Consider the following 25,121-nt stretch of genomic DNA (forward strand, 5'->3'; position numbering starts at 1 on the left):
TTGAGCAGGCTTTTTTGGTTTTACGAAAAACAGATTCAAATTGAAGCGACAGTTATAGAGGAAGTTAATCTTCTTCAACACTTGGATTAGTGAGCTGTTCGAACTTTTCTTTTAATACGATATAACGTGACTGAGAATAACTTGAAGATGGTAGCTTATCCATTTCATCGATAATGTCCTGAGCTCGCTCTATATAGTTATCACTAATTGGACTTTTTTCATAAGCAACAAGTAATACTTGAAGTAGGTTTAACTTTAATCCCGTATGATGCGGAATAATGCGAAGCGCATTTGATAGTTCGTTAATTGCTTCTGAAAACTGGTTCTGCTTGTAATAGCTCATCCCGATTTCTATCGCCTGTTGCGCTCGAATAATGTTGTCACTAATTGGTCTTGTTAAACAAGCATCAATTTCTTTTAGTAGCTCCTCATCACTTGGATTGTCCTGAGCGAGTTGTTGAAGAATATTACTGGCTCTGTCTTCTCTATTTAGTTTAACGAGGGAGCGTGAAGATTCTAGTTTACCTTGAGTAGACATATCGTGTTGATGTACTTCTAAAAGCTTTTCAGCGGCTTCTAGGCTCACTCTAGATGGATGATGTTCTTTTATCGTTAGCCTTAGCAATGCTGTTAGTAGCTGTGAGCGAATTTTTAATTCGACATCATCAAAATCTTTTGTCATTAAACTCAATGCATTGAATACTTTGTTTGTTATCTTTCTTGCTTGGTCTATTGGCATCTCAGAAATATGCTCTAAAACAGCCTTAGCAAATAATAAAGCGTTTTCTGGATGATTGTGAATAGAATGAATAGCCAACTCATTTGTTGTCTTTAATGCACTAGCAGCTTTGGAGTACTGTTCGTTTTCAAGACATACGTTAGCGTAGAATTTTAAACGACCGACAGAGCGTGGTGAGATGATTAGACATTTTTCTAAGGTTCGCTCAGCTTTTGCATGCTCACCTTGTGCCTGGTAGGTTTTTGCTAACCAATCATACGCAGATAAATATCTGTCGTTTTCATCAATGATACGTTGGAAATACTCTTCTGCTTTCTGATACTGCTTATTTTCAATCGCTATCTTACCCAAGCCTATAATTGCCCAGGCGCAGTTAGCCTCATTTTGGTATTGTAAATAGATATCTTGAGCTTGGGCATATTGCTTTAAGTTAAAGTACTGACGGGCAAGGATACCCATACACTCGGATTCATATTGGGTATTTTTTGCTATCGCTTCTTTGACTAACTCAACAACCTTGGTTTCGTCTTCATCGTCAAGTGCACGGTATATTTTCGCCATGCTTCGCTTTTTTGCATAAGAGCGTATTAAACGTTTTTTTAGATCTTGCAGTGTATAAGGCTTTGCAATGTATTCATCAGGCTTATGCTCTAGTGCTGCTAATACCATTGCTTCAGAGACTTCTGCGGTAATTATGATGATAATGGTTTGGCGCTGGGCGATATTTTTAGTTTTTAGCTCTTCAAGAATTTGTTGGCCATTTTTTTGATTTTCGCCAAGATCATAACCGAGTAAAACGACATCGTAGTTAATATTTTCGCAAGCTGATATTGCATCCTTTGCAAATGCAGAGGTATCAACTTTTACATCACCCAGAGTATAAGCAAATTGTTTTAGCGTATCGCGAGACTGTTTAATGTTATCAACAATTAAAAAGCGCTTATTAGAAAAGTTTGGGTTTGTCATTCAGTAACATCCTGTGATGGTGCTCGTCCACACCCATACCCTTTATTTAACGGAAGAGAAGTTTAAACCTATGTATCGAAATATATAAGTTGATGATTCCAATATCAATATAGGGTCAAAATTTGTCTCGCTTGATACTCATTATTACATTTGACGAACACTTTGTTAACAGTAGATAGGTATACAAGTGCGTTACAATAGCCATTGGCATTTTATTCAAGTAATACAAGTGGTTTGATGAAAAAAATCTTACTGGTTGAAGATGATAGCATCGTATCAACAACACTAAAAAGGCGATTAGAGAGCGCTGGCTTTGAGGTCTTTCAAGCATTTAATGGGGCAATTGCCATGAGAAAGATTCTCTCTATAGCCCCAGACTGTATATTACTTGATATTGGTCTACCGGAAAAAAGTGGCTATGACGTTTGCAAAGAGATTCGTACTTTTTATGAGGGCGGGATTATTTTTCTGACTGCCCATGATGATACTAAAGTTGAGTGGATTTGCTTTGAATTAGGGGCTGATGATTTTGTCTCAAAAAAAGCACCGTTTGAAATACTACTTCAACGTATCAAGCGGTTAAATAGAGTGTTTGAAAAACCACTTGTTGAACAAGTTCTCAATGCTAATGGCATGGTATTCAGTGCAGAGTGTTTAGAGTGTCGATACAAGGGTACTACTATTCAATTAACGCAAGAAGAGTTCGAGCTGTTTTATTACCTAGCATTAAATGAAGGTAAGCCACTGTCCCGAGAAAACTTACTTCATGTACTTAAAGGGCTAAAGTATAACGGGATAGATCGTTCCATCGATATTAAAGTCGCTAGAATTAGGAAAAAAATAAAACAAGCTGGTCTATCGTCAAATATTATCAAGTCAGTGCGGACAAAAGGCTACCAATACAACTGCCCATCTACCGTTGATTAGTTCTCGAGTAATTCATATCCGTCTTGGTCAAATGTTTCAACAAACTGCTCCTTTACTGATGTTATTTCGTCAATAGACTCAATAAAATAATCTGCAAGCTCCGGATCAAAATGCTTACCTCGCTCTTCGACAATTAAGGCAATAGCATCTTCAATACTCCAGGCTTTCTTGTATGGACGTTCACTTGTTAGCGCATCGAACACATCCGCAATTGCTACAATACGCCCAATAAGCGGGATATCTTTGCCTTTTAAACCTGCAGGGTACCCTGAGCCGTCATATTTTTCGTGATGCGTCAGCGCTACGGTTTCAGCCATTTTTAATAATACAGAACCTCCGCTCGATAAAATTTCTGCGCCGATAGATGCATGGGTTTTCATAACTTGCCATTCCTGAGCATCTAATTTCCCAGGTTTTCTTAAAATACTATCAGGGATACCTATTTTACCGATGTCGTGCATGGGAGCGGCTAGTAGTAACATATCCGCATCTTTTGTCGACATACCGGCTTTTAGTGCCAAAATTCGAGAATAATGACTCATACGCTTTACATGCATGCCGGTTTCATTGTCTTTATATTCTGCAGCGCGGCCTAGACGGTAAACAATTTCGAGTTGTGAGTTTTCAAGCTTTTTAGTTCTTTCTTTGACCGTTGACTCCAATAGTCTTGTTTGGTCGTAAAGTGCAAGGTGGGTTCTGACTCTTTGCTTAACTATCGTGGTAGAGATTGGTTTTGTAATGTAATCAACAGCGCCTAACTTTAACCCTTTTGCTTCATCTTGGATTTCATTCATTGCGGTAACGAAGATTATTGGAATATCACAAGTGCTAAAGTCTTTTTTCAATTCCTTACAGACGTCATAACCGCTCATTCCTGGCATCATGATATCCAATAAAATCATGTCTGGTTGTTTTCTCTTAGCGATTTCAATAGCAGATTTACCATTGATGGCAGCAAGGATTTTATAGTCCTCTTTTAGTACACCCCTTAATAGGTCTATATTCTCTGTATTGTCATCAACGACAAGTATGGTTCCGTGTGTTAATCCCGTAGTCAAGGTGAGCTCCAATTTAGAATCAAGTGCTTCTGATGACTAATGTTTCTTTAACAACAACGATCAATTTTAAACACTCATTCTCAAAATCATTTCATATACTTAACGTAATATCACCGTTAAATTTATATGTCGTTTACAATTTCAATATAAGCACAATTGAAATAGAACACAAAATACGCCCGTTGATTAAAACGATTTATTGATAATACTCATTTAGGCTACGCATGAAAAAGGTAAAGAAAACTGCGTTAATTGTTGATTCTACTGATAATATTCGGTCTGCCATGGCTAGAATGCTGGCTGAGATGGATTTTTCTGTGGTCTATCAAGCGGTTAGTGTAAAAGAAGCAACCAGAATATTAACTGAGCGGCATGTTGATCTGATTATATCCGACTGGGTTTTACCAGATGAAGGTGGTAAAACGCTGTTACTCCAGATTCGTAATAATCCTGAGACAAAATTTATCCCCTTTGTTGTTTGCTCTTCGGTCGCAGATCAGCTCACTGTGATTGACGCTATAAAAGCGGGGGTATCTGAGTATTTAGCTAAGCCGTTTAGCTTTAAAATGTTTAAAGGTCGGGTAGAAAGAGCATTTAGCAAGCCATTAAACGAGCGATTTGGCGATCGCTTAGATTTATTGGCCAAAAAAGCGGAAGAGGAAAGAGTAGAAAAATCAGAAAGTATTGCAAATGCTCCTGTGATGTCTGCTACAACTCAACATAGCGTGCTTATCGTCGATGATGAGGTAAATAACATTGAAGTGGCTAATCAGTGTGTTAGGCAATTTGCTAAAGTAAAGTTTGCGCTAAATGGTCAACGGGCTATTGAGATATGCAAGAAGTCGCCACCTGACCTAATATTATTAGATATTATGATGCCTGAAATGGATGGGTATCAGACTTTAGAGACGCTCAAAGGTGATCCGGTATTGGCTGATATTCCAGTGATATTTGTGACCGCAAAAGCTCAACCAAGTGACGTAGCGAGAGGCTTAGCGCTCGGGGCAGCAGACTATGTGACCAAGCCTATCAATTTTCCCGTTTTGGAAATGCGAATTAAAAATCAGCTGAAAGTAATAGACAATATACGTTTGCGGGATAATAGCTTAAATCGAATTATTTATGAGTTAGAGCAACGTGAGAATATTGAACGAATTTTGCTAAACTATGTTCACCACCCATTAGCAAAAATGGGTGAATCTATTGATCGGATTCGTCATCGTTCGCTAACTAGCACTCAATTAGCGACTGAAGCAGAAGCACTACAGTACTCGAAAGCTTCAATGGAAAGAGTCTTTTTGACATTAAGTACATCGATGCGATTAGAAGATAAAAACTTTATACCCGATTTAACCGTCGTTAATCTCCATGATATTGTCAGCAGTACCATCCAAAGTTTGCAACGCGACCAATTAAATCGCTCCTTACAGGTGGACAACTTTGTCAGCCATAGCACCGAGGTTAAAGGTGAAGAAATACTATTAACTACCATGTTTACTGCCTTGCATTTGAATGCGATTGAAGCAGCGCCACGCGGATCTAAAGTCTCTTTTTTTGAATCAACGTCAAATCCACGTTTTGTTGAAGTTACAATATATAATCCTGGCGCTGTACCAGTCGAAATTAGAGAGCAATTCTTTGACAAATATGTCTCCAAGGGTAAAGTCAATGGTGTTGGCTTAGGCACGTATACTGCAAAATTAGTGTGCCAAACGTTAGGTGGGGATATTGCGTTGGAAGCCAATGACAAAGAGACTCGTGTTATTATCAAATTGCCAAAGGCTTAACGTTCTCAAGCGGAGGTTAGAGGTTATTGCGAACTCGATAAGCTATCAACCGTTTGCGATACATTTTCTGCACCGGCATAGATTTCTTCCATAAGCGACGAAACCTCTGCAATTTTTACAACACCATCCATAGCTACTTCCGAAACTTGCTTCATACTGTTTGTCACAGAGTCCGTCAGGTTTTTATTTTCGGTGACTACGGTCGCTATTTCGCTGGTAGATTGCGCAGTTCTTGAGGCTAGTTGTCGAACTTCATCTGCAACAACTGCAAAGCCTCTGCCTTGCTCTCCGGCTCGAGCTGCTTCAATTGCAGCATTGAGTGCAAGCAAATTGGTTTGGTCTGCAATATCCTTGATTGTTGATACAATGGCTTCAATACTTTGCGATTTTAGATTGAGGTCGCCAAGCTCTTGAGAGGTCGTTTTTACTTGCTCAGATATGTTGGTGGACACTTCTACCGCTTCGTCTAAATTTGTTGTTCCTTTTTTGGCTATTTGAGCTGTTTCAACAGACGTACTATAGGCAACCTCAGCAGCTTCTGTGATGGCCTTATTGCGTTCCACTTGTTCAGTGATATTGGTAGCAAATTTGATCACCTTTACCACCTTACCTTTAACGTCAAAAATTGGGTTGTAAGTAGCCTCCAGCCAGATTGTATTGCCATGTTTATCGACACGAGCAAACTGACCAGACTTAAATTCACCGCGCGCAAGAGAAGGCCAAAAATCCTGATTATCTTTTAGAAAATCATTGTCACAGAACATTTTATGATTGTTGCCAATGATTTGATCTATCTGGTAGCCAACCGTGTCGAGAAAGTTTTTATTTGCTTTAATAATCGTACCATCAGGCAGAAATTCAATGATAGCTTGAGACCGGTCAAGTGCTGATAACACACTATTTGTGTATTCATTTTCCGTCACTGTTTTGGTGACATCTCCCGCGATTTTTTTGATGCCGGTAATTTTTCCATCGCAGACAATAGGAAAATAGGTTGCTTCAAGCCATATCAATTCACCCTGGCTATTTTTGCGTTCGAAGGTTCCTGAGACAAATTCCCCAGCGCGTAATTGATCCCAAAACTCTTTATAATCTGACGAATTCGCATACTCTGGAAAACACATGGTTGAATGATGCTTGCCAAGCACTTGTTGCTCGGTATAACCGACGATATCGAGAAACTTCTGAGATACAGAGGTAACATTTCCTGACAAATCAAAAGCTATTGTTGGCAAATATTTGTCTGTCGCAATATTAACGCTTTTTAACAAGGCCAATTGCTCAGCTAGGTTTTCTTCCGGTTGCTTATTAAAAAAATCAAACATGTCTATGTCTCTATAAATACGTCGTTATATGATTTTAGTCGAACTTTTCAAATATGACTGAGATTCGGAGCTGATGTTACATGTTTTTTGATGAGCTAAGTTCTGAGCATGAATGATCCTTGATTGGTGGTCGATGATGTTGTTAATTAAATGTTACAAAATAATTATTACTTTATTAGACAAGCTCAAGAGCACTTATGGACATTGGTGGTTGATTCCAATAGATTGCTGTAATCGACAATAAAAACAACCTAATGGAAAGCCAATGAATTTTAAAATAGCTACATTGTCTTCCGCTTTTGTGCTGGCATTTTCTGTCAGTGGCTGCGGACAGCAATCAGACTCTCAACCAACCGCTTCAAAACCTGCGCAAGAAAGCGCGACCAAAACAGCATCAATTGTTTACCCGGATACTAAGAAAGGAACCGTGGTTGATGAGTACTTTGGCGTTAAAGTTGCTGATCCATATCGCTGGTTAGAAGACGATATGAGTGAAGAAACTGCAGAGTGGATGAAAGCACAGAACAAGACAACTTATAGTTATTTAGACCAAATTCCTTATCGTGATGCGATTAAAACTCGCCTTTCAACATTACTTGACTATGAAAAAGTAGGTATGCCTTTTATCGAAGGCGACTACACCTATTTTTATAAGAATGATGGTCTACAAAATCAATACGTTTTGTATCGCCAAAAAGACGGTGGTGAAGCTGAAGTTTTCTTAGATCCGAATACATTCAGCGAAGATGGCACTGTGTCGTTAGCAAGCATTGAATTTTCAAAAGATGGCTCGTTAGCGGTTTACTTGATTTCTGAAGGTGGTAGTGATTGGCGTAAAGCTCGTGTCATGGACACCAAGACACTTGAAATCATCGAAGAAGAACTAGTCGACATCAAATTTAGTGGTTTGTCTTGGGTAGGCAATGAAGGCTTTTATTACTCAAGTTACGATAAACCAAAAGGCAGTGAGCTATCGGCAAAGACTGACCAACACAAACTTTACTACCACAAATTAGGTACAAAGCAGTCAGAAGACCAGTTGGTTTTTGGTGGCACAGACGCTCAGAAACATCGCTATGTTAGTGGTGGTGTAACAGATGATAACCGTTACTTGTTTATCTATGCATCGGTTTCTACCTCTGGCAACCGATTATTTATGAAAGATTTGCAATCACCGGGTAGTGAGTTAGTAACAATTTTATCTGAGCCAAATTCTGATACTTATGTATTAGATAATGATGGTGAAAATTTATTATTAGTGACCAACTTAAATGCACCGAATAAACGTGTCGTTAAAGCGACTGTTTCAAACCCAACACCTGAAGCTTGGGTAGATGTTATTCCTGAAACAGAAAACGTGTTATCGGTTTCTACTGGTGGCGGCTACATGTTCGCGAAGTACATGAAAGATGCTACATCGCTTATCCAACAATATAAGCTAGATGGTAGTAAAGTTCGTGATATCGAATTACCAGAGGTTGGCACCGCAGGTGGCTTTGGTGGCAACGATGATCAAAAAGATATCTACTTTTCATTTAGTAACCAAAAAACACCAAGCACAATATTTAAGTTCAATGTCGATTCTGGCGAGTCTTCTGTTCACAGTAAGTCAAAAGTAAAGTTTGATAGTGATAAGTTTGAATCAAAGCAAGTGTTTTACACATCTAAAGACGGCACAAAGGTACCGATGATCATTACCCACAAGAAGGGTATTGAGCTGGACGGAAGTAACCCGACGATTTTGTATGGTTACGGTGGCTTTAATGTGAGTTTACAACCACGCTTTAGCTCAACACGTGCTGCTTGGTTAGAACTAGGTGGTGTATATGCGGTTGCTAACCTTCGTGGTGGTGGCGAGTACGGTAAGAAATGGCATGACGCAGGTACTAAACAGCAGAAACAAAATGTTTTTGATGACTTTATTGCGGCTGCCGAATATCTAATTGATCAAAAAATCACATCATCAGATAAATTGGCGGTAATGGGTGGCTCGAATGGTGGTTTGTTAGTTGGTGCAGTAATGACCCAGCGACCTGACTTATTCCAAGTGGCATTGCCTGCTGTGGGTGTATTAGACATGCTACGTTACCACACCTTTACATCAGGCGCTGGTTGGGCATATGACTATGGTAAATCAGATGATAGCAAAGAGATGTTTGAGTACTTACTTGGTTATTCTCCGCTGCATAATGTTAAAGAAGGTACATCTTACCCTGCAACATTAGTTACAACGGGTGACCATGATGACCGAGTAGTGCCTGCACACTCATTTAAGTTTGCAGCAGAACTACAAGCGAAGCACAAAGGTGAAACGCCTGTAATGATTCGCATTGAAACTGATGCAGGTCATGGTGCGGGAACACCGATCAGCAAAACTATTGATCAATATGCAGACATATACGGTTTCACGCTTTATAACATGGGTGTAAAAACCTTAAAGTAAAAACTTAGTGAAAACAAAGTGATAATTGAAAAGCGGCCTGCAAACATGCAGGCCGCTTTGTTTTTATACGATTACTTTGTGATAAACACGCGTTAGTTTGATAGTATTACATGGCAATTTTATGTAAGTTTTTATTGTTATGTATTCGCCAAATATCAAATCATCACGTCATTTTTGCGTTCAGCTTATTACGCTGGTTTGTTTGTTTTCTTTTTTTCTAGTGCCTTTCGATAAAGCCATATCAGCAGAAGTAAACCTAGAGATAGTCAAGGACGATGCCGTTGGTCAATACGTCGAATACTTTCAGGAATCTGATCGTCGATTAAGTATCGATCAGGCAATCATGCGGTTTAATGATAAACAAGGTTACCAAAGCAATAACGACTCAGTATCGTTGGGGATTGGGGTAGCACCTGTTTGGTTGAAGTTTCGTGTTGTAAATCCGTCAGAAGAAAAATTATATCGGTTGTCCGTTGAAACTCCTTGGTTAGATATTATAGATACATGGTTGGTTGAAAATGGTCGTGTAATTAAGCGCGTGACCGGTGGCGACGCAATGCCATTTGACCAACGTCCAATGCCATATCGTTTCTATGCATTTGAATATAACTTTAGCCAAGGGACGTATGATATATACATGCGTGTAGAATCCCTGGGACCTATGGCGATTCCTATTCGATTAAGTGAAAAGGAACGCGCGATTAGTCGAGATATTGCTTCAGGCTATCAGTACGGTTTCTTATACGGCATTATGTTAGCCTTGGGCTTATATAATTTCGTCCTATTTTTATTTATCAAACAAAAAGAATATGGTTTGTATGGCGTTTATTTGATTGGCTTTGTTATCAACAGCTTGTCCTATACGGGCCAATTACATGCGGTATTCACACCTGATTTCGGGCCATATTTTCAAGATTGGACGGATATCTTTTTGATGATTACCTACAGCATCGCGGGTCTTCATTTTGCTAGATATTTATTGAACACAAAATCCTATGCGCCTGGTTTGGATAAATTTGTTGTAAGAACGACGGTGATCATTCCAACTGGCATGGTGATTGGATTTTTCTTAAATGAGTTGGTGTTCTCAATAACACTAGCTTTTATTCTCAATTGTGGGTTTGTCACTTTATTTATTGCAATGGGATGGCGCGCATTCAAAGAACAGATTCCATTTGCCGTGATTTTTCTATTGTCGTCTGTCGTCGCTGCTTTGTGTATTACGATTTCTACACTCGCGGTGGCTGGGATTCTGGTGCCATATAATGATTATACGTTTAAAGCAATTGAAGTAGGGATGGCATTCGAAGCTATCGTATTAGCGGTGATTTTAGCGCGACAATTTAGAATGGCTAAATTAGACAAAGTGATCGCTGAACAACACGCACGAAGTGACACACTGACAAACTTAAACAACCGCTTTGGCTTTAAAGAAATTAGTACGCCTATTTGGCATAAACTGATAAGAACAGAGCGTGATGCGGCTTTAGTGATTATTGATATAGATGATTTTAAGCAAGTGAATGACACTTATGGTCATTATGGTGGCGATATTGTTATTAAAGAAGTTGCCAACTGTATTCAAGCAGTCGCGCGTAAAGATGACATTGCTGCCCGTTGGGGGGGAGAAGAATTTATTCTTTTTCTACCAGAAACATCGCAGAGCCAAGCAAGTATTCAAGCAGAGCGATTAAGGCAGGCTATTGAGAATAAGTCCATTGCAGTGAATAAAATTAAACCTTTTAAGTTGACTGCAAGTATCGGCGTTGCGGGCACAGAGCTTGGTTATTATGACAATCAGCCGCTGCGTCAAATCGATCTTGAATATATGATCAATAAAGCGGATAAGGCACTTTATCAGGCTAAAACTACAGGCAAAAACAAAGTGTGTTTAGCTGAGATTGCCGAAGGCAATTGATCATCTCGCAAAAATATTTACGTTTATTTCGTCTTTTTTAAATCTCGTTCGTCTTATAGGTGAAATTTGGAAAGTGGCTAGGCATTAGCGCTTTCGTTTTACTATTAAGTGAGATTTAAACATGATTAAAGTTGTTAGTTTTGAGATTTGCCCCTTTGTACAGCGTGTCACTGGCGCGCTGGCGGCGAAAAACATCCCATATGAAATTGAATACATCAATTTAAAAAATAAACCACAATGGTTCCTAGATATTTCACCAAACGGACAAGTACCTATTTTAATAACAGAGTCAGGTAAGACGTTATTTGAATCTGACGCAATTATTGAATATATCGAAGATGAGTATGGCGCAATAGAACCAGACGTTTCTAATGAACAACGTGCGTTAGATAAAGCTTGGAGTTACCTTGGTGCAAAGCATTATTTGGCGCAATGTAGTGCGATGAGCAGCAAAGACCAATCAACGTTTGAACAACGAACAAGCAAGCTTATGAAGGCTTTTGCTAAGGTCGAAGCGGTATTGAATCAAGACAATCTCTTTTTTAAATCGAATGAACTCAGTAATGTTGATATTGCTTGGTTACCGCTTTTGCATAGAGCTGCAATTGTCGAGCGATATACAGGTTTTGACTTTCTTAGTGGCTTTCCAAAAGTCAAATGGTGGCAGAAGGCGATAATGAATCTAGGTATAGTTGAAAAAACGGTATCAAGCGATTTTGAGAAACGCTTTAAAGACTTCTATTTAACTAATACTTACTTAGCTGATGGGAACAATGTTGATCAAGTCGACGGGTGTGGCACGACAAATTGTTGCGGCTAATAGAGATAAAAAAAGCTACCTTATTGGTAGCTTTTTTCGTTGTATGATTACTTTTTCTTGCGACGCATGATTAACCCAAGTGCGCCCAAGGCAAATAATGCTCTGGTGTCTGGCTCTGGCACTGATGCAGTTGGCAACGATTGGCTAGAAAGCACTGATACTTCTTGTGTTGCATGGTTTGTTAATCTGATCGTACTTAAACCATCACAACAATTTTCAGCGAAAAACAAATCAATTGAGTGATTACCTTGGCTGAATTCAAAGTTATCTAAACTAAAAACATCACCGTGTTGCCAGTTTCTTGTCCACCATAAGTCATCGGTTCTGCTAACAGCAAGTGCGCCATCAACGTAAAGATCTGCACCAAAACCTGCATCTAAACCAAAATCGAACGTCCAGAAACCTTGCTCAGCAATGTAAAACTCGACATTTAGATGTCCGATTGTATTACGTCCAATATCAACTAGGTTGAAAGCATCTAGCTCTCGTGTTGTTACTTGATTGCTATTTGCTTGCCATGAAGACTTTAAGTCGTCGGCTAATACAGCACCATTTAGGCTTTTTGTTTCAAACGTAATTAAGCCAGCGTGAGAAAGTTGCGAAAAGGCCAAACATGTCAATGCGATTGCTGTAGAAAATAATTTAGTCATACATCACCTCGAAAACCGTTACGTTGTCACTTAAGTTAACGCTATGCTAATCGAGGGTAAGGTTGAAAAATATGGCTAAAAGGTCCAATCGTAATTTTTTGATGTTTTACTGAGTTATGTAGAGATACATTTAAATTTGAAACAATTTATCCCCCGCGTTACTTGTTTTTAAATTAGGTGAATACATTTAAAAACTAAGACAATCAAATACAAAATCAGTGACGCACTATTAATAAAAAAATAAATTAAATAGGCTCTTATTTAGTTTATTCCTGATTAATGCTGTATGGCACATAAACTTAAATCAAACCTTTTACTATCAAGTAGATAGTTCGTTTTTGATACTATTTATTTCAATTGTTTTTTATCATTTATCCGCTTTGATTAATGAATAAGTACCTTGATGAAAAGGAAAGCATTGCAGCTTTTTTTAAAGAAGGCCTCTTCAATTATTAAAATATTTCACTGCGGAAGTTGACCGGAACCTTGCTCAATACTGAATTGACGTTAATAAACGTTTGTTAAATTCAAATACTTTGATGACTAAAAGGTCTTTTTTCATCGAATTTTATTGCGTAGGTGCTTGCCCAATTAAAGATATTCCGACACTTCATTTTGTGCAAAGGTGATTCTTCCTTCATTTTATAAACTTTATAAAAATACAGCACCGATGGATATTGTTGACTCCGAATCAGCTTTAGAATCTATTTTAGGTTTAATAAATCCTATAAATATTGGGGACTTGTCATGACCTGAATAATTATTCTTATTCCTCGAATTGAATAATGAATATTAAATGACATATCAAAGAGCTATTAATCCAATTTTTAATTGTCGTTTAAGTAAAATTATAAATTTTATAATAATTGCTATCGTCACTGACTATGTAACACTTCCGTTATTGATAAAAAAGGGAGGCGAATATGAATAGTCATATTAATGGAATGACTGATGAAGATAAGCTTTTATTTTTGAGTTTAGTTACAGAGTTTTTAGATGGCTATACTGAGAATTTTTCTAACTTTGATAATGAAGAAAATATTTTTATTGTAGAACTCGCTTTTGAATTAATCGAAGCAACATTAGATTCATACAGAGACGAAAATATTCCATTGTTAAGTAATTATTTAGCGTATTTGAAGCAACTCGTAGAGTATTTTTCAAAGACATTCGATTCATACCAAAAAGAAAAAGTTCTGGATAAATTAAATGCTTGAAAACTTGATGAATGTTGGACTACCCATGACTAAAAAATTATTACTGAGCCAGTGGTACTGTAATTGTAAATACTCCACGTTAATAAGAGAGTATACGGTTAAGGTCACGGATGATCTTTTTTTTAGGAGAGTAAATCAACTTGAATTAATCCTGAAAGCTACTGGAAAGACGTTATGAACATGGGAAAATACTCAATAAAAGGCAAGGTTCAGCCTTGTGTTTCTTATTGTTTTAAATGTAATCAACAGAATTTCTTAATCGGCAATCAACAGGTAACACTTTTACCTGATTCCTATACCGTCATAGTTGATGAGGAAAAAATTAAGCTCTCTCATAGAGCATTTCGAGTCTTATGCGCACTTCTTAGGCATAAAGGTGAGTCAGTAAGTTTTTGTTACCTTTTCCGTTATGCATGGCCAGATTCCATAGTAGTGAAAAATAATCTTATGGTGGTTATATCTGAACTTAGAACGAGCTTCAGACATACTGAGGTAAAAATTGAAAATGTTAGGGGGTTTGGTTATCACCTCTGTGTTCCTAAGAACCAACTTGAAACCTCAAAACTTAGGAGCTTGGAATGCAAAATCTAAGTAAATTTTACTTTAATACTGCCGTTTGGGGAGTAGTGCTTGTGTCTCCTCGATTAGAGAAAATAGTTTTAACGGCAGCAAGCAGTTCTAACGCAGAAGTTTTGTGTTCAATACATGATGGAAAATCATTTATTTGCCCTCATTCATTTTTTGATACCTTAACAAAGTCTGAACATATTCAAATATTCAAAGAAATCTTAAACTGTATTTCAGGTCAACCCAGGGCGCAAAATATGACATTCAGTATAAATGCCCCTATGTATATTATTCAAAGCCCAGGTGTGTTGATTCCATTATTAATGCGCTATAAAGAGCAAAAGATAGCTCTTGAGTTATCAGAAAAGGATGTTAGGCGATTTGGCGCGTTAGAGTACGGAGTGTTGGAAGTGATAGCTAAAATGGAAAATGTTAGTTTGTGGTTAGATGACTTCGGCAATAATCAATCTAATTTTGATGTAATTCTGTCGAAAAATATATTAATCAATGCTGTTAAGGTGTCAAAAGAAACTTTTTGGGGGCTCTTTAAATCAGACAAAAATTTCTTACGAAGCCTTTTAGTCTTTTTAAGTAAAGAACATAAAGTAATTGTTGAGGGAATTGAAACTAAAGAACATTCAGATTTTTTATTAAAAATCAAGGGAGTAGGGGCGCAAGGTTATTTCTTTAATCGAAATGTGGAGGAAGTCTCTGGTGAATCACATTGCTATACAAGAGGTTGTGAGAGAGTTTGAAGCAGCGATGAAATATACTTCCTACGATATCTCAAATATTAACTTCAAAACATTAGAGTTAGCTGCAACAGACAAGCTTTCCGATAATACAGTCTATGTTGAAATTTGTTTGGAGCTAATGCAAATCATAAATCATGAGATTGGGCTAAAAAATACAAATCAAAATAGAAAGAATGAATTCCTTTCACAAGAAGAGAAGTATTTTTTAGGCCAGATCTATGATTAAATCAAAAACAATTGCTTAAAGTGTTAAGCTATAACCCTCTTTTCTGTGGTTCTCTATAGTTATCGAAGTCCCGATTAATAAAATACGCAAATCATAGATAGCAACATTAAGGTTGTTCCTTACGATTGTTGATTCTGGCCAAGTGTACTTTATCAAGTAATCTTGCGGTAATACCGTATTGTTTTGTCGCGCTAAAGCACAAAATAATCTAATTCCTTGAGAACTAAACTTTTTTTGCTCGCCTTTGATAATAAATGTTCCAAATTCATTGCCTTTGGATACGTTTGATTTCGTGAGTTTATCAAAAGGAAACAGTTGGCAGTTACGACATCGACTATTACAGAGTGGTAAAAAGCTTTTGCGAAGTCTAACCTCATTTTGCCATTTAGTAATTTTAAAGGTATTTAAGCTACTCATAAATTACTCCAGCGAAAGAACTGGTTTCAAGTAAATTTATGCGATCATATCCTTCAGCTGATGTTGGAGTTACTTGATACGTATCCTTTTCAATTTTAGCTAAGACTTGTACTATCTCGTTATTTTGGGTTCTTATGCGGGTACCGACAGGGTACTCTCCAACCATTTCAATAAATCTTCCAACTAAGCGCGGGTCTAACATAGAACCTGAAACTCTTGCCAACTCAGTTATCGCAGAATATGAATTCAGCGCGTTTTTATAGCCTCTGTTGCGAGTTATAGCCTCATACGTACAAACAAGTGTGAGCATTCTTGAATATAAATTGATATCTCGGCCAGATAGCCCAGCAGGATAACCACTTCCATTGTAGTATTCATGATGAGATTTTATTACTTGTGCTACTACTGGAGAAAAATCTTGGTTTTCACGTACTAGCGTCTCACCTAATGTCGAATGCTTTGTAATATGCACTCTTTCAGTTGCTGTAAATTTTACTGCCTTGTCGAAAGCTACTGGAATTTTTAGCATTCCGATATCATGCAATACTGCGGCACAGCCTAGATTTAACAGCTTGCTTTTCTTGATACCCAAATACTTACAAAAAGTTAAGTATATTACTAAAACTCGAAGAGATTTATGAGCTAAATTTGGTGAATTGGATTGAATGGTGTTTAAATATTCATAAGTTGCAGAATTACTTAAAACCTGAATTGTAAGAAAATTGACTATTTTCTTAATTTTTTGAGCGCATATATATGAGTTTTCCTGAAAGTCATTAAGAGCATTGTTCAATAATTTATATGAGGTAGATAAGGCTGTTTTACATTGTTCCTGATTATCGCAAGGTGATTTGATATTCTTATTTGTAAGAGCCAAGTTGTAGGAGTTGTTTATATAAACGTAATTACAGAATTTGCTCAACTGAGCTAATTGCTTTTTAGATTCTATTACAAAATTATGTTTTACGAAGGGGGTTTCAAGCCATTTTCTGTCTAGCTTAACTACTTCCATACCAATTTCTAGGTGGTGAACTGCCAGTTTTTTCATGAGTATCATCTTTAAAAGATTTGTTATCGACAAATTAAAATCGATACAGTGTATAATTTAAATTTGATACCTTCCCATTGGTATAGTCGAAAATCCTTTTCTGAAGTTAGTCTAACTTAAGTGAAAAATAAGTTCAATATTTTTGTAAATAATGTGTTAATTCACTATTGGTGGATTTAAGTGTGTTCGCTAGCCATTAAAATAATAAAAATAAATTATTAACAATTTAACACCGCTGTTTTGTCATGCAAAACCAATAAGCTACGGAGTATTAACAATAATACATTAACAAGCTTGCCCACAAGCTACACCAGAGCTCCAAGCAAACTGAAAGTTATAACCACCCAGCCAGCCCGTGACATCAATGACTTCACCGATAAAGAATAAGTCTGGTACTTTTCTCGACTCAAATGTTTTGCTGGAAAGCTCATCTGTATCTACGCCGCCTAACGTCACTTCAGCCGTTCGGTACCCTTCTGTACCATTGGGCTTAATTTGCCATTGATGGAAGTATTGGCTCAAGTAAGTCACTTCGTCATTACTAATTTGATTGATGACTTTGTCACTGATCTCTTTGTTTGTAATCATGGCTTCGATGAGGCGTTTAGGCATGATTGTCGCTAATAAGTTTTTCAGTGACTTTTGAGGGCTTGTTTCACGCCACTGTTTTACTAAATCCTGTATTGGCGAGTCCGGCAGTAAATCAATCGACACCGCTTGGCCAGCGCGCCAAAATGACGAAATTTGCAAAATTGCTGGGCCAGATAATCCGCGATGGGTGAAGAGGATATTTTCTCTAAACTTTGTCCCGTCTTGTGCCGTAACGACCGTGGGCAGGCTAATACCAGAAAGTCCGTCAAAACGCTGCTTATCATGATCATGTAGTGTAAATGGTACGAGAGCCGCCATGGTTGGTAAGACGTTTAGGCCAAACTGTTCGGCAACTTTATAGCCTATTGGGGTTGCACCAAGCTTAGGCATGGTTAAACCTCCACTGGCAACCACTACGGAGCCACATTGATATTGATTATCTGTTGTTTTTACAACAAAGCCCTGATCGTTTTTATCGATCGATAACACTTCATTGCGTAACTGCACGTTAACACCTGCCCACTCACATTCGGTCATCAAAATATCGACAATATCTTGCGCGCCATTATCACAGAATAATTGACCAAGTGTTTTATGGTGAAAGGGCATTGCATGTCGTTCAACAAGCTCAATGAAATCTTGAGCAGTGTAGCGACTTAGTGCTGATTTAACAAAATGAGGATTCTGGCAAAGATAATTTTCTGGGCTGGCATTCTCGTTGGTAAAATTACATCGGCCGCCACCTGAGATTAGAATTTTTCTTCCAGGTTTCTTACCCATGTCGACAACGGTTACAGATTTACCTCGATATCCCGCAGTTGCGGCACACATTAATCCTGCTGCGCCTGCGCCTATAACTAATACATCTGTTTGTTGCACGATATTTCCTCTCTCATTTTGATGGCGTGCATTATAGAGCGAATTAACCGTTTGAGCCAGAAAGCAGGCGTCGTCATTCGTCAATACATCGTCAAGAAATGCAAAGAAAGTGTAAAGACGGAAACTAATGCTCAGCAAAAGGCTCTATTTGCTCGACTGTACCGCGGATACGTCACTAACAATAAATGATTAACTTACCTAGTTGGGAGTAGTACGTGTTCAAATTAAATAGAAATTCCTGTTTTACGGCAGGAAAGATGGCGATAACTTTTGCTTTATCAAGCTTAGTCTATGCATGTGGTTCTAGTAGTAGTGATGATGGTGTTGGTTATGTGAAGTTTTACAATGCCTCCAGTAATTCTCCAGACATTATCTTTACCGTAGATGAAAACCTAGAGACAAGTGAAACTGATGAGGTGGAAATTACCTATAATGCACTTGGCTATGGCGAGGTACTCAGTTATGCGCAATATAGTGCGAGTGACTATTTTTATGAATTAGCGTGGCAAGATGGCGATAGCTCAGAGCGCTCGGAACTCGAGGTTATTGAACAAGGAGACTTGTTCGTTGAAAAAGAGCAAATGCACTTTGTCGTGATTGATGGTGATATTCAGTCACCTTCGATAAATGTTTATCAATATCCAATTATTGATGATGAAGACGACGATACCTACGATTTATTTAATCTACGCGTGTTAAATACTCAGGGTGTTGCCGTTGATGTTTACTATTCAAAACCTGATGAAACATTTAATGAAGCAATTTTGTTTGATACTGCTAGTTATCAAGCGCTTGTAGAGAATCAAAAGTTAGAGCAGGGTAGCTACGTTATTTATTTAACAGAAAGTGGCATGACGGATGTGGTATTTGAATCTGAAGAAATAGCGTTTTCATACTCAGCGCAATACCTGCTGGCAATCCGAGAAAACCCGAGTAGCAGCCTGTCACCATTTATTGTTGATCGCATCTCAAATTCGTCGAGTACAGCCCTTGCTGATGTCAATGCTGAAGCACAGCTTTCAATATATAACGCGGTGACACCCAATACTGACTTATTGCCTGACTATAATGGTGCAATTGATATCTACCTAGACGATACAGAGTCAGAGCCATTAATAGAATCGCTTAATTATGGCAATACAAGTGTGGCCAAGACGATCGAAAATGGTGACTTTAGCTTAGGTGTTAAAGCCAGTGATGTTGATCTATTCTTAATGAAAAACCATTTGATTTCATTACCTGAAAATAGTGTGAAAACGGTATTTCTGTTTAGCGACGAAGAGTATGTTGATGATGATAATGACGGGGATGTTGACGAAGATGGAGATGGTCAGGTTGATGAAATTGAATTAAATATTCATAGCCTCGCCGTTGAACATAGTTTGCTCTCGGGGCTTTATAGCCAACAGATTACGATGATAAACCTCGTTGATGATCAACTTTATAGCGCAGTGACAGCTTATTTTGTTCGTGCCAACGAAACTATTTCTAATGCAGAAAATAAAATATCTGCTGGTTTTGCTGATACGAGTAGCGTGACGTTAAACAACAACACCTATCAAGTGTATATAGTGGCAAGAGAAAGTAGTAGCGAAGTTATATTATCGGATTTTGAACTAACGTTAGATGAGTCTTCCACCAATCTGTTTTTGGTTATTGAGCAAAACGATAACGCGCCGACGGGCTTTAAGGCGACATTGTTACCACAAACATCAAGCGAAGAATAAGAACAGTAACGTAAAGTAAATAAAAAAGGCTTCTAATAAGAAGCCTTTTTTTGGATGCTGGTACTGAGTTAAGCTCCAGCGTCAGTCATAATGCTTGGTGAGCCTGTCTTGGCTAGTTCTGCTAAGTCTTTATCGATAAAGAACAATGCCTGACCGTTATCACCTACAAGCTCAAGTTTGTCTAGGATACCTTTAAACAGCTTCTCTTCTTCATGTTGCTCAGCAACATACCATTGTAGGAAGTTAAAGGTTGAATAATCTTGGCTTTGGAAAGCTGCATGCGCTAAAGCATTGATACGCTCTGTTACTAAACATTCGTGCTTGTAAGTTTCTTCGAATACTTCACCTAACGAAGAAAACTGATGAGCTGGCGCTTCAATCGTACCAATGATTGGTAGTGCACCTGTTTCACTCACGTATGTGAACAAACGGTTCATATGGTCCATTTCTTCAATTGCGTGCTTTCTCATGAATTCAGCAGCACCTTCAAAGCCTTGATCTTCACACCACGCACTCATTTGCAAATATAGGTTTGAAGAGAAAAATTCTAAGTTAATTTGTTCGTTAAGTTTTTCAACCATTTCCGGCTTTAACATGATGCTCTCGCTTTTCTAAGAAATATAAACGGAATTCTGCCAATAATTACGATCAATCACAACCAAAAGATCACAAAAAAAGGCAATAAAAACATTGGTTTATAATGATAATTATTGTTATTTACAGTCTTTTTATAAATCGTTTAACACGACTTCAGCTTTACTTACTTCAAATTCTTTAGGGTTTTCAATGAATAAGCTTGTAATGACGCCATTATCGATGATCATCGCATAACGCTTTGAGCGCAATCCACCAAAGCCAGCGGTATCCATTTCCAACCCAAGTGCTTTAGTGTAGCTACCATCACCATCGGCAAGCATCATTATCTGTTCAGCATTTTGTGCTTCGCCCCATGCAGCCATAACAAAGGCGTCGTTAACTGAGAGACAAATAATTTGATCTACGCCTTTTTCAAATAGTTCATCAGCTTTAACAACGTAACCTGGTAAATGAGCTGCAGAACAGGTAGGAGTGAATGCCCCGGGTACGGCAAATAATACCGTCTTACGATTAGCAAATAACTCGGGCGTATTATGAGTTTCCATGTTGCCATCCACCAGTTGTTGTAAATGGCCGATTGGCATTTTGTCGTTTAATTTGATCATCATTACTCTTTATTTCATTTTTATCGGCTTGCACAAAAAGCCTTTATCATGTGCACATCGAGCGCAATCCTTGCAAACAAACCTTGGTTTTTCAAGTAAATGAATTAACTCATGAATGTTTTTTTCGATATCTTTTTTCTTCCATTTACAAAGTGATTTAGCCATGCGAGACCTCCACAATGGCTTCTTGGTATACGTTAATCTACAGGAAAAGTGACCAGAATCACTGTAAATTAATTGCAAGAAGGTAGAGATAAATAATGAGTTAATTGTAGTTGAAAAGACGCTGACCTGCACTAGGCCAGTGCAGATCTGCATTCACTGTGTTAACTAGATATTGAGGGTTTTGCTGATATCTTTAACCTGTTGAGCGACATCATCTGAAATGGTTTGAGCGCGTGACTTAGATTGGTTCACTTCTTGGCTAACTTGCTCCATGGCGGCTTCAAATCGAGTAAACTGAGATCGCTGCTCGTTAATATGAGAAAGTGAATCTTGGGAAACTTGCGCTGAAGTAATGGCTTGCTCAACAACAACTTCAGCATTGTTTTTCAAGGACAATGCAATGTCTTTTTGCTTGCTAGATGCTTGCTCAATGTCGAAGATAGTTGATGTTAAATCTTGGCTTGCTTGATTGAGTTGTTCCAATCGTTCACTGACTTGTTTTAGCGACTCTTGAGTCTTGCCCGCTAACTGTCTGACTTCGTCTGCCACGACAGAGAATCCTCTACCATGCTCACCAGCTCTGGCTGCTTCAATCGCTGCATTTAATGCAAGTAAGTTGGTTTGATCTGCAATAGAGCTGATTACATCAACGATAACACCAACTGAATCTACCGACTGTGTTAAAGAGCTTATCGCATGTTTACCTGACGTTGCGGCAACATTAGTGGCGTCACTTGCGGTCAATACTTCAGTCGCCATTTGTTGACTTTCATCCATTGCTTTTTGTGTCGCTTGAGCATTTTCTACAACTTGATGAGATAGGGTGTTCACTACATCGGTTACGCGTGATAATTCACCCATGATGTGATCGACGGCAGTAAGTTGTTCTGAGGTTGAGCTTGATGACGTTAGGATTTGATATGCTTGGCTTTCCATCGTTTGCATTGCGTTTGCAACCAATGAGAGCTGCTCCGCTTTTTGCTTATCTTCATCGGCAAGCTTATTTACCATTTGGTTGAAACTTGATGATATCTCGCCTAACTCTGTTTTCACTGATATCCCTGTGATGTTATCGACTCTGCCTTCTTGTACAAGTGATACAAACGCATCACGAAGTTTTCGTAATGGGTTTAGAACAACAGAGCGCATTAACCAGTAATTTGCCGCTAAGAATGAAGTTAGAAAGACAAGCATAACAATTACAATAATCTGTAATTGTTGATTGATTTGCTCTTGCTCAGCAATGATCACCGATTCACTCGCTTTGATTGTTGCTTCTAAACCAGCCACATCAGCCTGCAATACACTCAACCCTTGTTCACGTTGGTTAATTTGCGAAACGGTATTGCGAATATCGGTTTGATAGCGATTGAGGATAGAATTGAGTTCATCAATGGCTTCCTGGCTTAGCTCTGTGCTGTCTTCATCGTCATCAAGTAACAAGTCGTCTTCATCATTTTCTGATTGTTCAAATATCTCTAGTGATGGATAGCTCCCTAATTGACGTAACAATTGGGCAATACTAGAAATCTCCCGATTTATTGCTTGTTGGTTTGGTTGTTGGCTTATAAACAGCTTTTCACGTTGCAGAGAAAGTTGCGTAAGGGCGTGATGTACGTTCTGAACCGTCGATAGGTATTGAATTCGGGTTTGTTCGTTAATTTCGGTACTTGTGAGGGCATACTCAGCCAGAATCTGGTTACTTGCCAACATGCCTTGCTCACTGTTTCTGAGCAAGACCATAGGATCACCACTTTGCTTACCCATTGCACGATATTTTAAATTCAAATCTTCCTTCAATTGAGCGGCTTGTTGGTTCAATTGCGAAGAAAAACTATCGATATTTAATTCACCTGCGAGTAACTGGATACGAGATAAATAAGTCTCTGCTTCAGTCAGCAAGCTTGCATCGCCTGTACTCAAGTAGTTGGCGATCGTGCGATAAAAATCTACTTCGGTGGTGGTCTTTACCGCTTGATAGGTTTCTACTTTGAGTTTACTGCTCGATAGCGTTGATGCGACATGATACATAGCGACGAAAAATAGCAGGGTAAAAATGCTAATCGCTATAACGGATAGCCGAGAAAAAGATGAGACGCGCAATGCAGGAAACTCCATGTTCTGAATGTAGATATTTTCCTGCAGTTTTATGTCATTTTTGTTTCGTTAATATTACAAATTTATTACATTGTTCAATAAGATCAGCAATTAACCTTTGGGTATTGCTTGTTTGACATAAACATCAAATCGATTCTTCTTCATTTTGATACTCATGCTAGGCTTCTTTCCTGCAATAAAGTCAGCGTAATTCGGGCGTTTCACAACGACACGATACTTGGCTAACGCATACGCGGGTTCAAAAAGATCGTCGGCGTCTAAGTCTTCACCAACAAGTGTTTGGAACACTCGCATCTCTTTTTTAACTGCGGCTGACTTTTCACGATGAGGATACATTGGATCTAAATAAACGACATCATGTTCCCCGCACGCAGTCATTGCGTCGATAGAGGAGCCATGTCGAAGCACCATATTTTTCGTAATGGGAGCGATTTCAGTTGATAAGTTTGCTCTTGATAAGCCATTTTCCAACAGTGCAGCAACAGCCGGTACACGCTCATTGAGCGTGACATTGCAACCTAAACTAGCCAAAACAAACGCGTCTCGACCTAGTCCCGCAGTGGCATCCAAAACACTTGGTGTGAAGCCATGTTTTAGGCCAACAGCTTTAGCGATGTCTTGACCTCGGCCGCCACCAAACTTTCTTCTGTGCGCACTGGCGCCCTCGACAAAATCAACAACAATACCACCTAATTTGGGCTCGTCGAGCTTTTTAAGTGATAGTACTTGTTGGTCAACTTGCAGTAAAAAATCTATATCATCACGTTGCTTGATTGCTGCAACATCACCGATATATTCAAATTGCCATTGTTGAGCAATTTTCTTGGCGAGGTCGACATCAACTTTATCGCAGTAACCTAGGACTATTTTAGGCATTAATTACTCAACCTGTACGCTGTTATCGCCAGTTGCCAGTGCAACTAATCTACTTAACTGTTGATAGCTCAAACCACTTTCTTCATGCCATCTATTAAAGCATTGCTGAATCGCTTTATGGCTAGATTTGGTATTAATGCCACCGTCTATCACCTCATGAGCTCTCATATATGCTTCAATATCTCTGGAGATGATAAATGTATCTTTTCCTAAAGTACGTAATGCATATGCTCCGGTGTTCCCACCCAGGCGAGCACCTTCTTTTTTTAAAAATGCCCAAAGACCAACAGTGTCATTGCTTGGCCATTCTTGAATAAACTTTGCAAATGAATGGCCATTTTGTTGCTCATTGAAAATCATTTGAGCATTTGCTTTGATTGTTTTTACTTTATTGAAATTCCTAATAATCCTTGGATCACTTGCTTTACGTTCAAGCATTTCCTCTGGCATCATGAGTATCTTTTCTATGTCAAAATTGAAGAATATTTCTTCAAAATCTGGCCATTTGTTTTCAACGACGCGCCAGACAAACCCTGATTGAAAGACCTTTTTGGTAAAGTGGGCTAAAAATCGGTCGTCACCTTGTTTGCTAAGTAATTGCTCATTAGGAGCATCACCAATGAGTAAAGTGACGTTTTCAATGCCACCTTTACGTTTTGATGCTCGCGTGAGTAACTGCTCAAAAGATTCTGCTGCCATA

Annotated in this window: 22 protein-coding genes and 1 pseudogene; 10 read left to right on the forward strand and 13 right to left on the reverse strand. The window is 38.4% G+C overall.

Going from position 1 to position 25,121, the window contains the following annotated elements; translation table 11 throughout:
* Positions 1 to 64 precede the first annotated feature (64 nt).
* Positions 65 to 1,705, reverse strand: a complete 1,641-nt coding sequence (locus QQK05_RS00005; RefSeq protein WP_284295278.1) for a tetratricopeptide repeat protein — start codon at positions 1,703 to 1,705, stop codon at positions 65 to 67.
* Between the two features lie 237 nt (positions 1,706 to 1,942).
* On the opposite strand from QQK05_RS00005, the gene QQK05_RS00010 reads away from it, so the two are divergent.
* Positions 1,943 to 2,632: a response regulator transcription factor gene (locus QQK05_RS00010; protein WP_284295279.1), complete on the forward strand. Its 690-nt coding sequence runs from the start codon at positions 1,943 to 1,945 to the stop codon at positions 2,630 to 2,632.
* Here QQK05_RS00010 and QQK05_RS00015 read toward each other — a convergent pair.
* The gene (locus QQK05_RS00015; protein WP_284295280.1) at positions 2,629 to 3,690 is read right to left on the reverse strand and encodes a response regulator; all 1,062 of its coding nucleotides are present in this window, start codon (positions 3,688 to 3,690) and stop codon (positions 2,629 to 2,631) included. The genes QQK05_RS00010 and QQK05_RS00015 overlap by 4 nt on opposite strands.
* Positions 3,691 to 3,914: 224 nt before the next feature.
* On the opposite strand from QQK05_RS00015, the gene QQK05_RS00020 reads away from it, so the two are divergent.
* Positions 3,915 to 5,477 (forward strand): ATP-binding response regulator, encoded by a 1,563-nt coding sequence (locus QQK05_RS00020; RefSeq protein WP_284295281.1) that lies wholly within the window; start codon positions 3,915 to 3,917, stop codon positions 5,475 to 5,477.
* A 23-nt stretch (positions 5,478 to 5,500) separates the two neighbouring features.
* Here QQK05_RS00020 and QQK05_RS18645 read toward each other — a convergent pair whose 3' ends face one another.
* Together QQK05_RS18645 and QQK05_RS18650 are read right to left on the reverse strand one after the other, a co-directional pair.
* Positions 5,501 to 6,040: a methyl-accepting chemotaxis protein gene (locus tag QQK05_RS18645; protein ID WP_407704853.1), complete on the reverse strand. Its 540-nt coding sequence runs from the start codon at positions 6,038 to 6,040 to the stop codon at positions 5,501 to 5,503.
* A pseudogene (locus QQK05_RS18650) lies at positions 6,035 to 6,802 on the reverse strand (PAS domain-containing protein); the annotation flags it as partial. The pseudogene QQK05_RS18650 and the gene QQK05_RS18645, both read right to left, overlap by 6 nt.
* 265 nt (positions 6,803 to 7,067) lie before the next feature.
* Between QQK05_RS18650 and QQK05_RS00030 the strand changes: the two are divergent.
* From QQK05_RS00030 to QQK05_RS00040, 3 genes are all read left to right on the forward strand, one after another.
* Positions 7,068 to 9,245, forward strand: a complete 2,178-nt coding sequence (locus QQK05_RS00030; protein ID WP_284295284.1) for a prolyl oligopeptidase family serine peptidase — start codon at positions 7,068 to 7,070, stop codon at positions 9,243 to 9,245.
* A gap of 202 nt (positions 9,246 to 9,447) precedes the next feature.
* A complete protein-coding gene (locus tag QQK05_RS00035) occupies positions 9,448 to 11,163 on the forward strand; it encodes a diguanylate cyclase (protein WP_284295285.1) in 1,716 nt (571 codons plus the stop codon).
* 121 nt (positions 11,164 to 11,284) lie between these two features.
* On the forward strand, positions 11,285 to 11,983 hold the full coding sequence (locus QQK05_RS00040) for a glutathione S-transferase family protein (RefSeq protein ID WP_284295286.1): 699 nt from the start codon (positions 11,285 to 11,287) through the stop codon (positions 11,981 to 11,983).
* Positions 11,984 to 12,030: 47 nt separating this feature from the next.
* On the opposite strand, the gene QQK05_RS00045 is transcribed toward QQK05_RS00040, so the two are convergent.
* Positions 12,031 to 12,633: a CCXG family PEP-CTERM protein gene (locus QQK05_RS00045; RefSeq protein WP_284295287.1), complete on the reverse strand. Its 603-nt coding sequence runs from the start codon at positions 12,631 to 12,633 to the stop codon at positions 12,031 to 12,033.
* 923 nt (positions 12,634 to 13,556) lie between these two features.
* On the opposite strand from QQK05_RS00045, the gene QQK05_RS00050 reads away from it, so the two are divergent.
* The 4 genes from QQK05_RS00050 to QQK05_RS00060 all read left to right on the forward strand — a co-directional run bounded on the left by QQK05_RS00050 (position 13,557) and on the right by QQK05_RS00060 (position 15,398).
* Positions 13,557 to 13,850, forward strand: a complete 294-nt coding sequence (locus QQK05_RS00050) for a hypothetical protein (RefSeq protein WP_284295288.1) — start codon at positions 13,557 to 13,559, stop codon at positions 13,848 to 13,850.
* Between the two features lie 180 nt (positions 13,851 to 14,030).
* Positions 14,031 to 14,441: a winged helix-turn-helix domain-containing protein gene (locus tag QQK05_RS18655; protein WP_407704854.1), complete on the forward strand. Its 411-nt coding sequence runs from the start codon at positions 14,031 to 14,033 to the stop codon at positions 14,439 to 14,441.
* Positions 14,429 to 15,172, forward strand: a complete 744-nt coding sequence (locus QQK05_RS00055) for an EAL domain-containing protein (protein ID WP_284295289.1) — start codon at positions 14,429 to 14,431, stop codon at positions 15,170 to 15,172. Before QQK05_RS18655 ends, QQK05_RS00055 begins: the two co-directional genes overlap by 13 nt.
* Positions 15,132 to 15,398: a hypothetical protein gene (locus QQK05_RS00060; RefSeq protein WP_284295290.1), complete on the forward strand. Its 267-nt coding sequence runs from the start codon at positions 15,132 to 15,134 to the stop codon at positions 15,396 to 15,398. The genes QQK05_RS00055 and QQK05_RS00060 overlap by 41 nt, the downstream gene beginning before the upstream one ends.
* A gap of 15 nt (positions 15,399 to 15,413) precedes the next feature.
* Here QQK05_RS00060 and QQK05_RS00065 read toward each other — a convergent pair whose 3' ends face one another.
* The 3 genes from QQK05_RS00065 to QQK05_RS00075 all read right to left on the reverse strand — a co-directional run bounded on the left by QQK05_RS00065 (position 15,414) and on the right by QQK05_RS00075 (position 18,333).
* Positions 15,414 to 15,815 (reverse strand): winged helix-turn-helix domain-containing protein, encoded by a 402-nt coding sequence (locus tag QQK05_RS00065; protein WP_284295291.1) that lies wholly within the window; start codon positions 15,813 to 15,815, stop codon positions 15,414 to 15,416.
* Positions 15,808 to 16,863, reverse strand: a complete 1,056-nt coding sequence (locus QQK05_RS00070; protein WP_284295292.1) for an HD-GYP domain-containing protein — start codon at positions 16,861 to 16,863, stop codon at positions 15,808 to 15,810. Before QQK05_RS00070 ends, QQK05_RS00065 begins: the two co-directional genes overlap by 8 nt.
* Positions 16,864 to 17,148: 285 nt before the next feature.
* The gene (locus QQK05_RS00075) at positions 17,149 to 18,333 is read right to left on the reverse strand and encodes a BaiN/RdsA family NAD(P)/FAD-dependent oxidoreductase (RefSeq protein ID WP_284295293.1); all 1,185 of its coding nucleotides are present in this window, start codon (positions 18,331 to 18,333) and stop codon (positions 17,149 to 17,151) included.
* 215 nt (positions 18,334 to 18,548) lie between these two features.
* Between QQK05_RS00075 and QQK05_RS00080 the strand changes: the two genes are divergently transcribed.
* Complete coding sequence (locus tag QQK05_RS00080; protein WP_284295294.1) at positions 18,549 to 20,060, forward strand: hypothetical protein; 1,512 nt, start codon at positions 18,549 to 18,551, stop codon at positions 20,058 to 20,060.
* 68 nt (positions 20,061 to 20,128) lie between these two features.
* On the opposite strand, the gene ftnA is transcribed toward QQK05_RS00080, so the two are convergent.
* The 5 genes from ftnA to QQK05_RS00105 all read right to left on the reverse strand — a co-directional run bounded on the left by ftnA (position 20,129) and on the right by QQK05_RS00105 (position 25,120).
* Positions 20,129 to 20,656, reverse strand: a complete 528-nt coding sequence (ftnA, locus tag QQK05_RS00085; protein WP_284295296.1) for a non-heme ferritin — start codon at positions 20,654 to 20,656, stop codon at positions 20,129 to 20,131.
* A 132-nt stretch (positions 20,657 to 20,788) separates the two neighbouring features.
* Positions 20,789 to 21,241, reverse strand: coding sequence for a peroxiredoxin (locus tag QQK05_RS00090; protein WP_284296407.1), 453 nt, complete (start codon positions 21,239 to 21,241; stop codon positions 20,789 to 20,791).
* A gap of 351 nt (positions 21,242 to 21,592) precedes the next feature.
* A complete protein-coding gene (locus tag QQK05_RS00095) occupies positions 21,593 to 23,545 on the reverse strand; it encodes a methyl-accepting chemotaxis protein (RefSeq protein ID WP_284295297.1) in 1,953 nt (650 codons plus the stop codon).
* Positions 23,546 to 23,635: 90 nt separating this feature from the next.
* Positions 23,636 to 24,421 carry a class I SAM-dependent methyltransferase gene (locus tag QQK05_RS00100; RefSeq protein WP_284295298.1) on the reverse strand — a complete coding sequence of 262 codons (786 nt, stop codon included), beginning with the start codon at positions 24,419 to 24,421 and terminating at the stop codon, positions 23,636 to 23,638.
* Between the two features lie 3 nt (positions 24,422 to 24,424).
* A complete protein-coding gene (locus QQK05_RS00105) occupies positions 24,425 to 25,120 on the reverse strand; it encodes a DNA-3-methyladenine glycosylase I (RefSeq protein ID WP_284295299.1) in 696 nt (231 codons plus the stop codon).
* Between the last annotated feature and the right edge of the window lies 1 nt (position 25,121).

It is taken from the genome of Thalassotalea loyana (assembly GCF_030161435.1).
GTDB lineage: Bacteria > Pseudomonadota > Gammaproteobacteria > Enterobacterales > Alteromonadaceae > Thalassotalea_G > Thalassotalea_G loyana.

What these genes read in the sequence shown, in the direction of transcription:
- QQK05_RS00005 (WP_284295278.1), bottom strand. Translation starts at nt 1,705, where the DNA reads ATGACAAACCCAAACTTTTCTAATAAGCGCTTTTTAATTGTTGATAAC.
- QQK05_RS00010 (WP_284295279.1), top strand. Translation starts at nt 1,943, where the DNA reads ATGAAAAAAATCTTACTGGTTGAAGATGATAGCATCGTATCAACAACA.
- QQK05_RS00020 (WP_284295281.1), top strand. Translation starts at nt 3,915, where the DNA reads ATGAAAAAGGTAAAGAAAACTGCGTTAATTGTTGATTCTACTGATAAT.
- QQK05_RS00030 (WP_284295284.1), top strand. Translation starts at nt 7,068, where the DNA reads ATGAATTTTAAAATAGCTACATTGTCTTCCGCTTTTGTGCTGGCATTT.
- QQK05_RS00040 (WP_284295286.1), top strand. Translation starts at nt 11,285, where the DNA reads ATGATTAAAGTTGTTAGTTTTGAGATTTGCCCCTTTGTACAGCGTGTC.
- QQK05_RS00045 (WP_284295287.1), bottom strand. Translation starts at nt 12,633, where the DNA reads ATGACTAAATTATTTTCTACAGCAATCGCATTGACATGTTTGGCCTTT.
- QQK05_RS00050 (WP_284295288.1), top strand. Translation starts at nt 13,557, where the DNA reads ATGAATAGTCATATTAATGGAATGACTGATGAAGATAAGCTTTTATTT.
- QQK05_RS18655 (WP_407704854.1), top strand. Translation starts at nt 14,031, where the DNA reads ATGGGAAAATACTCAATAAAAGGCAAGGTTCAGCCTTGTGTTTCTTAT.
- QQK05_RS00055 (WP_284295289.1), top strand. Translation starts at nt 14,429, where the DNA reads ATGCAAAATCTAAGTAAATTTTACTTTAATACTGCCGTTTGGGGAGTA.
- QQK05_RS00065 (WP_284295291.1), bottom strand. Translation starts at nt 15,815, where the DNA reads ATGAGTAGCTTAAATACCTTTAAAATTACTAAATGGCAAAATGAGGTT.
- QQK05_RS00070 (WP_284295292.1), bottom strand. Translation starts at nt 16,863, where the DNA reads ATGAAAAAACTGGCAGTTCACCACCTAGAAATTGGTATGGAAGTAGTT.
- ftnA (WP_284295296.1), bottom strand. Translation starts at nt 20,656, where the DNA reads ATGTTAAAGCCGGAAATGGTTGAAAAACTTAACGAACAAATTAACTTA.
- QQK05_RS00090 (WP_284296407.1), bottom strand. Translation starts at nt 21,241, where the DNA reads ATGCCAATCGGCCATTTACAACAACTGGTGGATGGCAACATGGAAACT.
- QQK05_RS00095 (WP_284295297.1), bottom strand. Translation starts at nt 23,545, where the DNA reads ATGGAGTTTCCTGCATTGCGCGTCTCATCTTTTTCTCGGCTATCCGTT.
- QQK05_RS00100 (WP_284295298.1), bottom strand. Translation starts at nt 24,421, where the DNA reads ATGCCTAAAATAGTCCTAGGTTACTGCGATAAAGTTGATGTCGACCTC.
- QQK05_RS00105 (WP_284295299.1), bottom strand. Translation starts at nt 25,120, where the DNA reads ATGGCAGCAGAATCTTTTGAGCAGTTACTCACGCGAGCATCAAAACGT.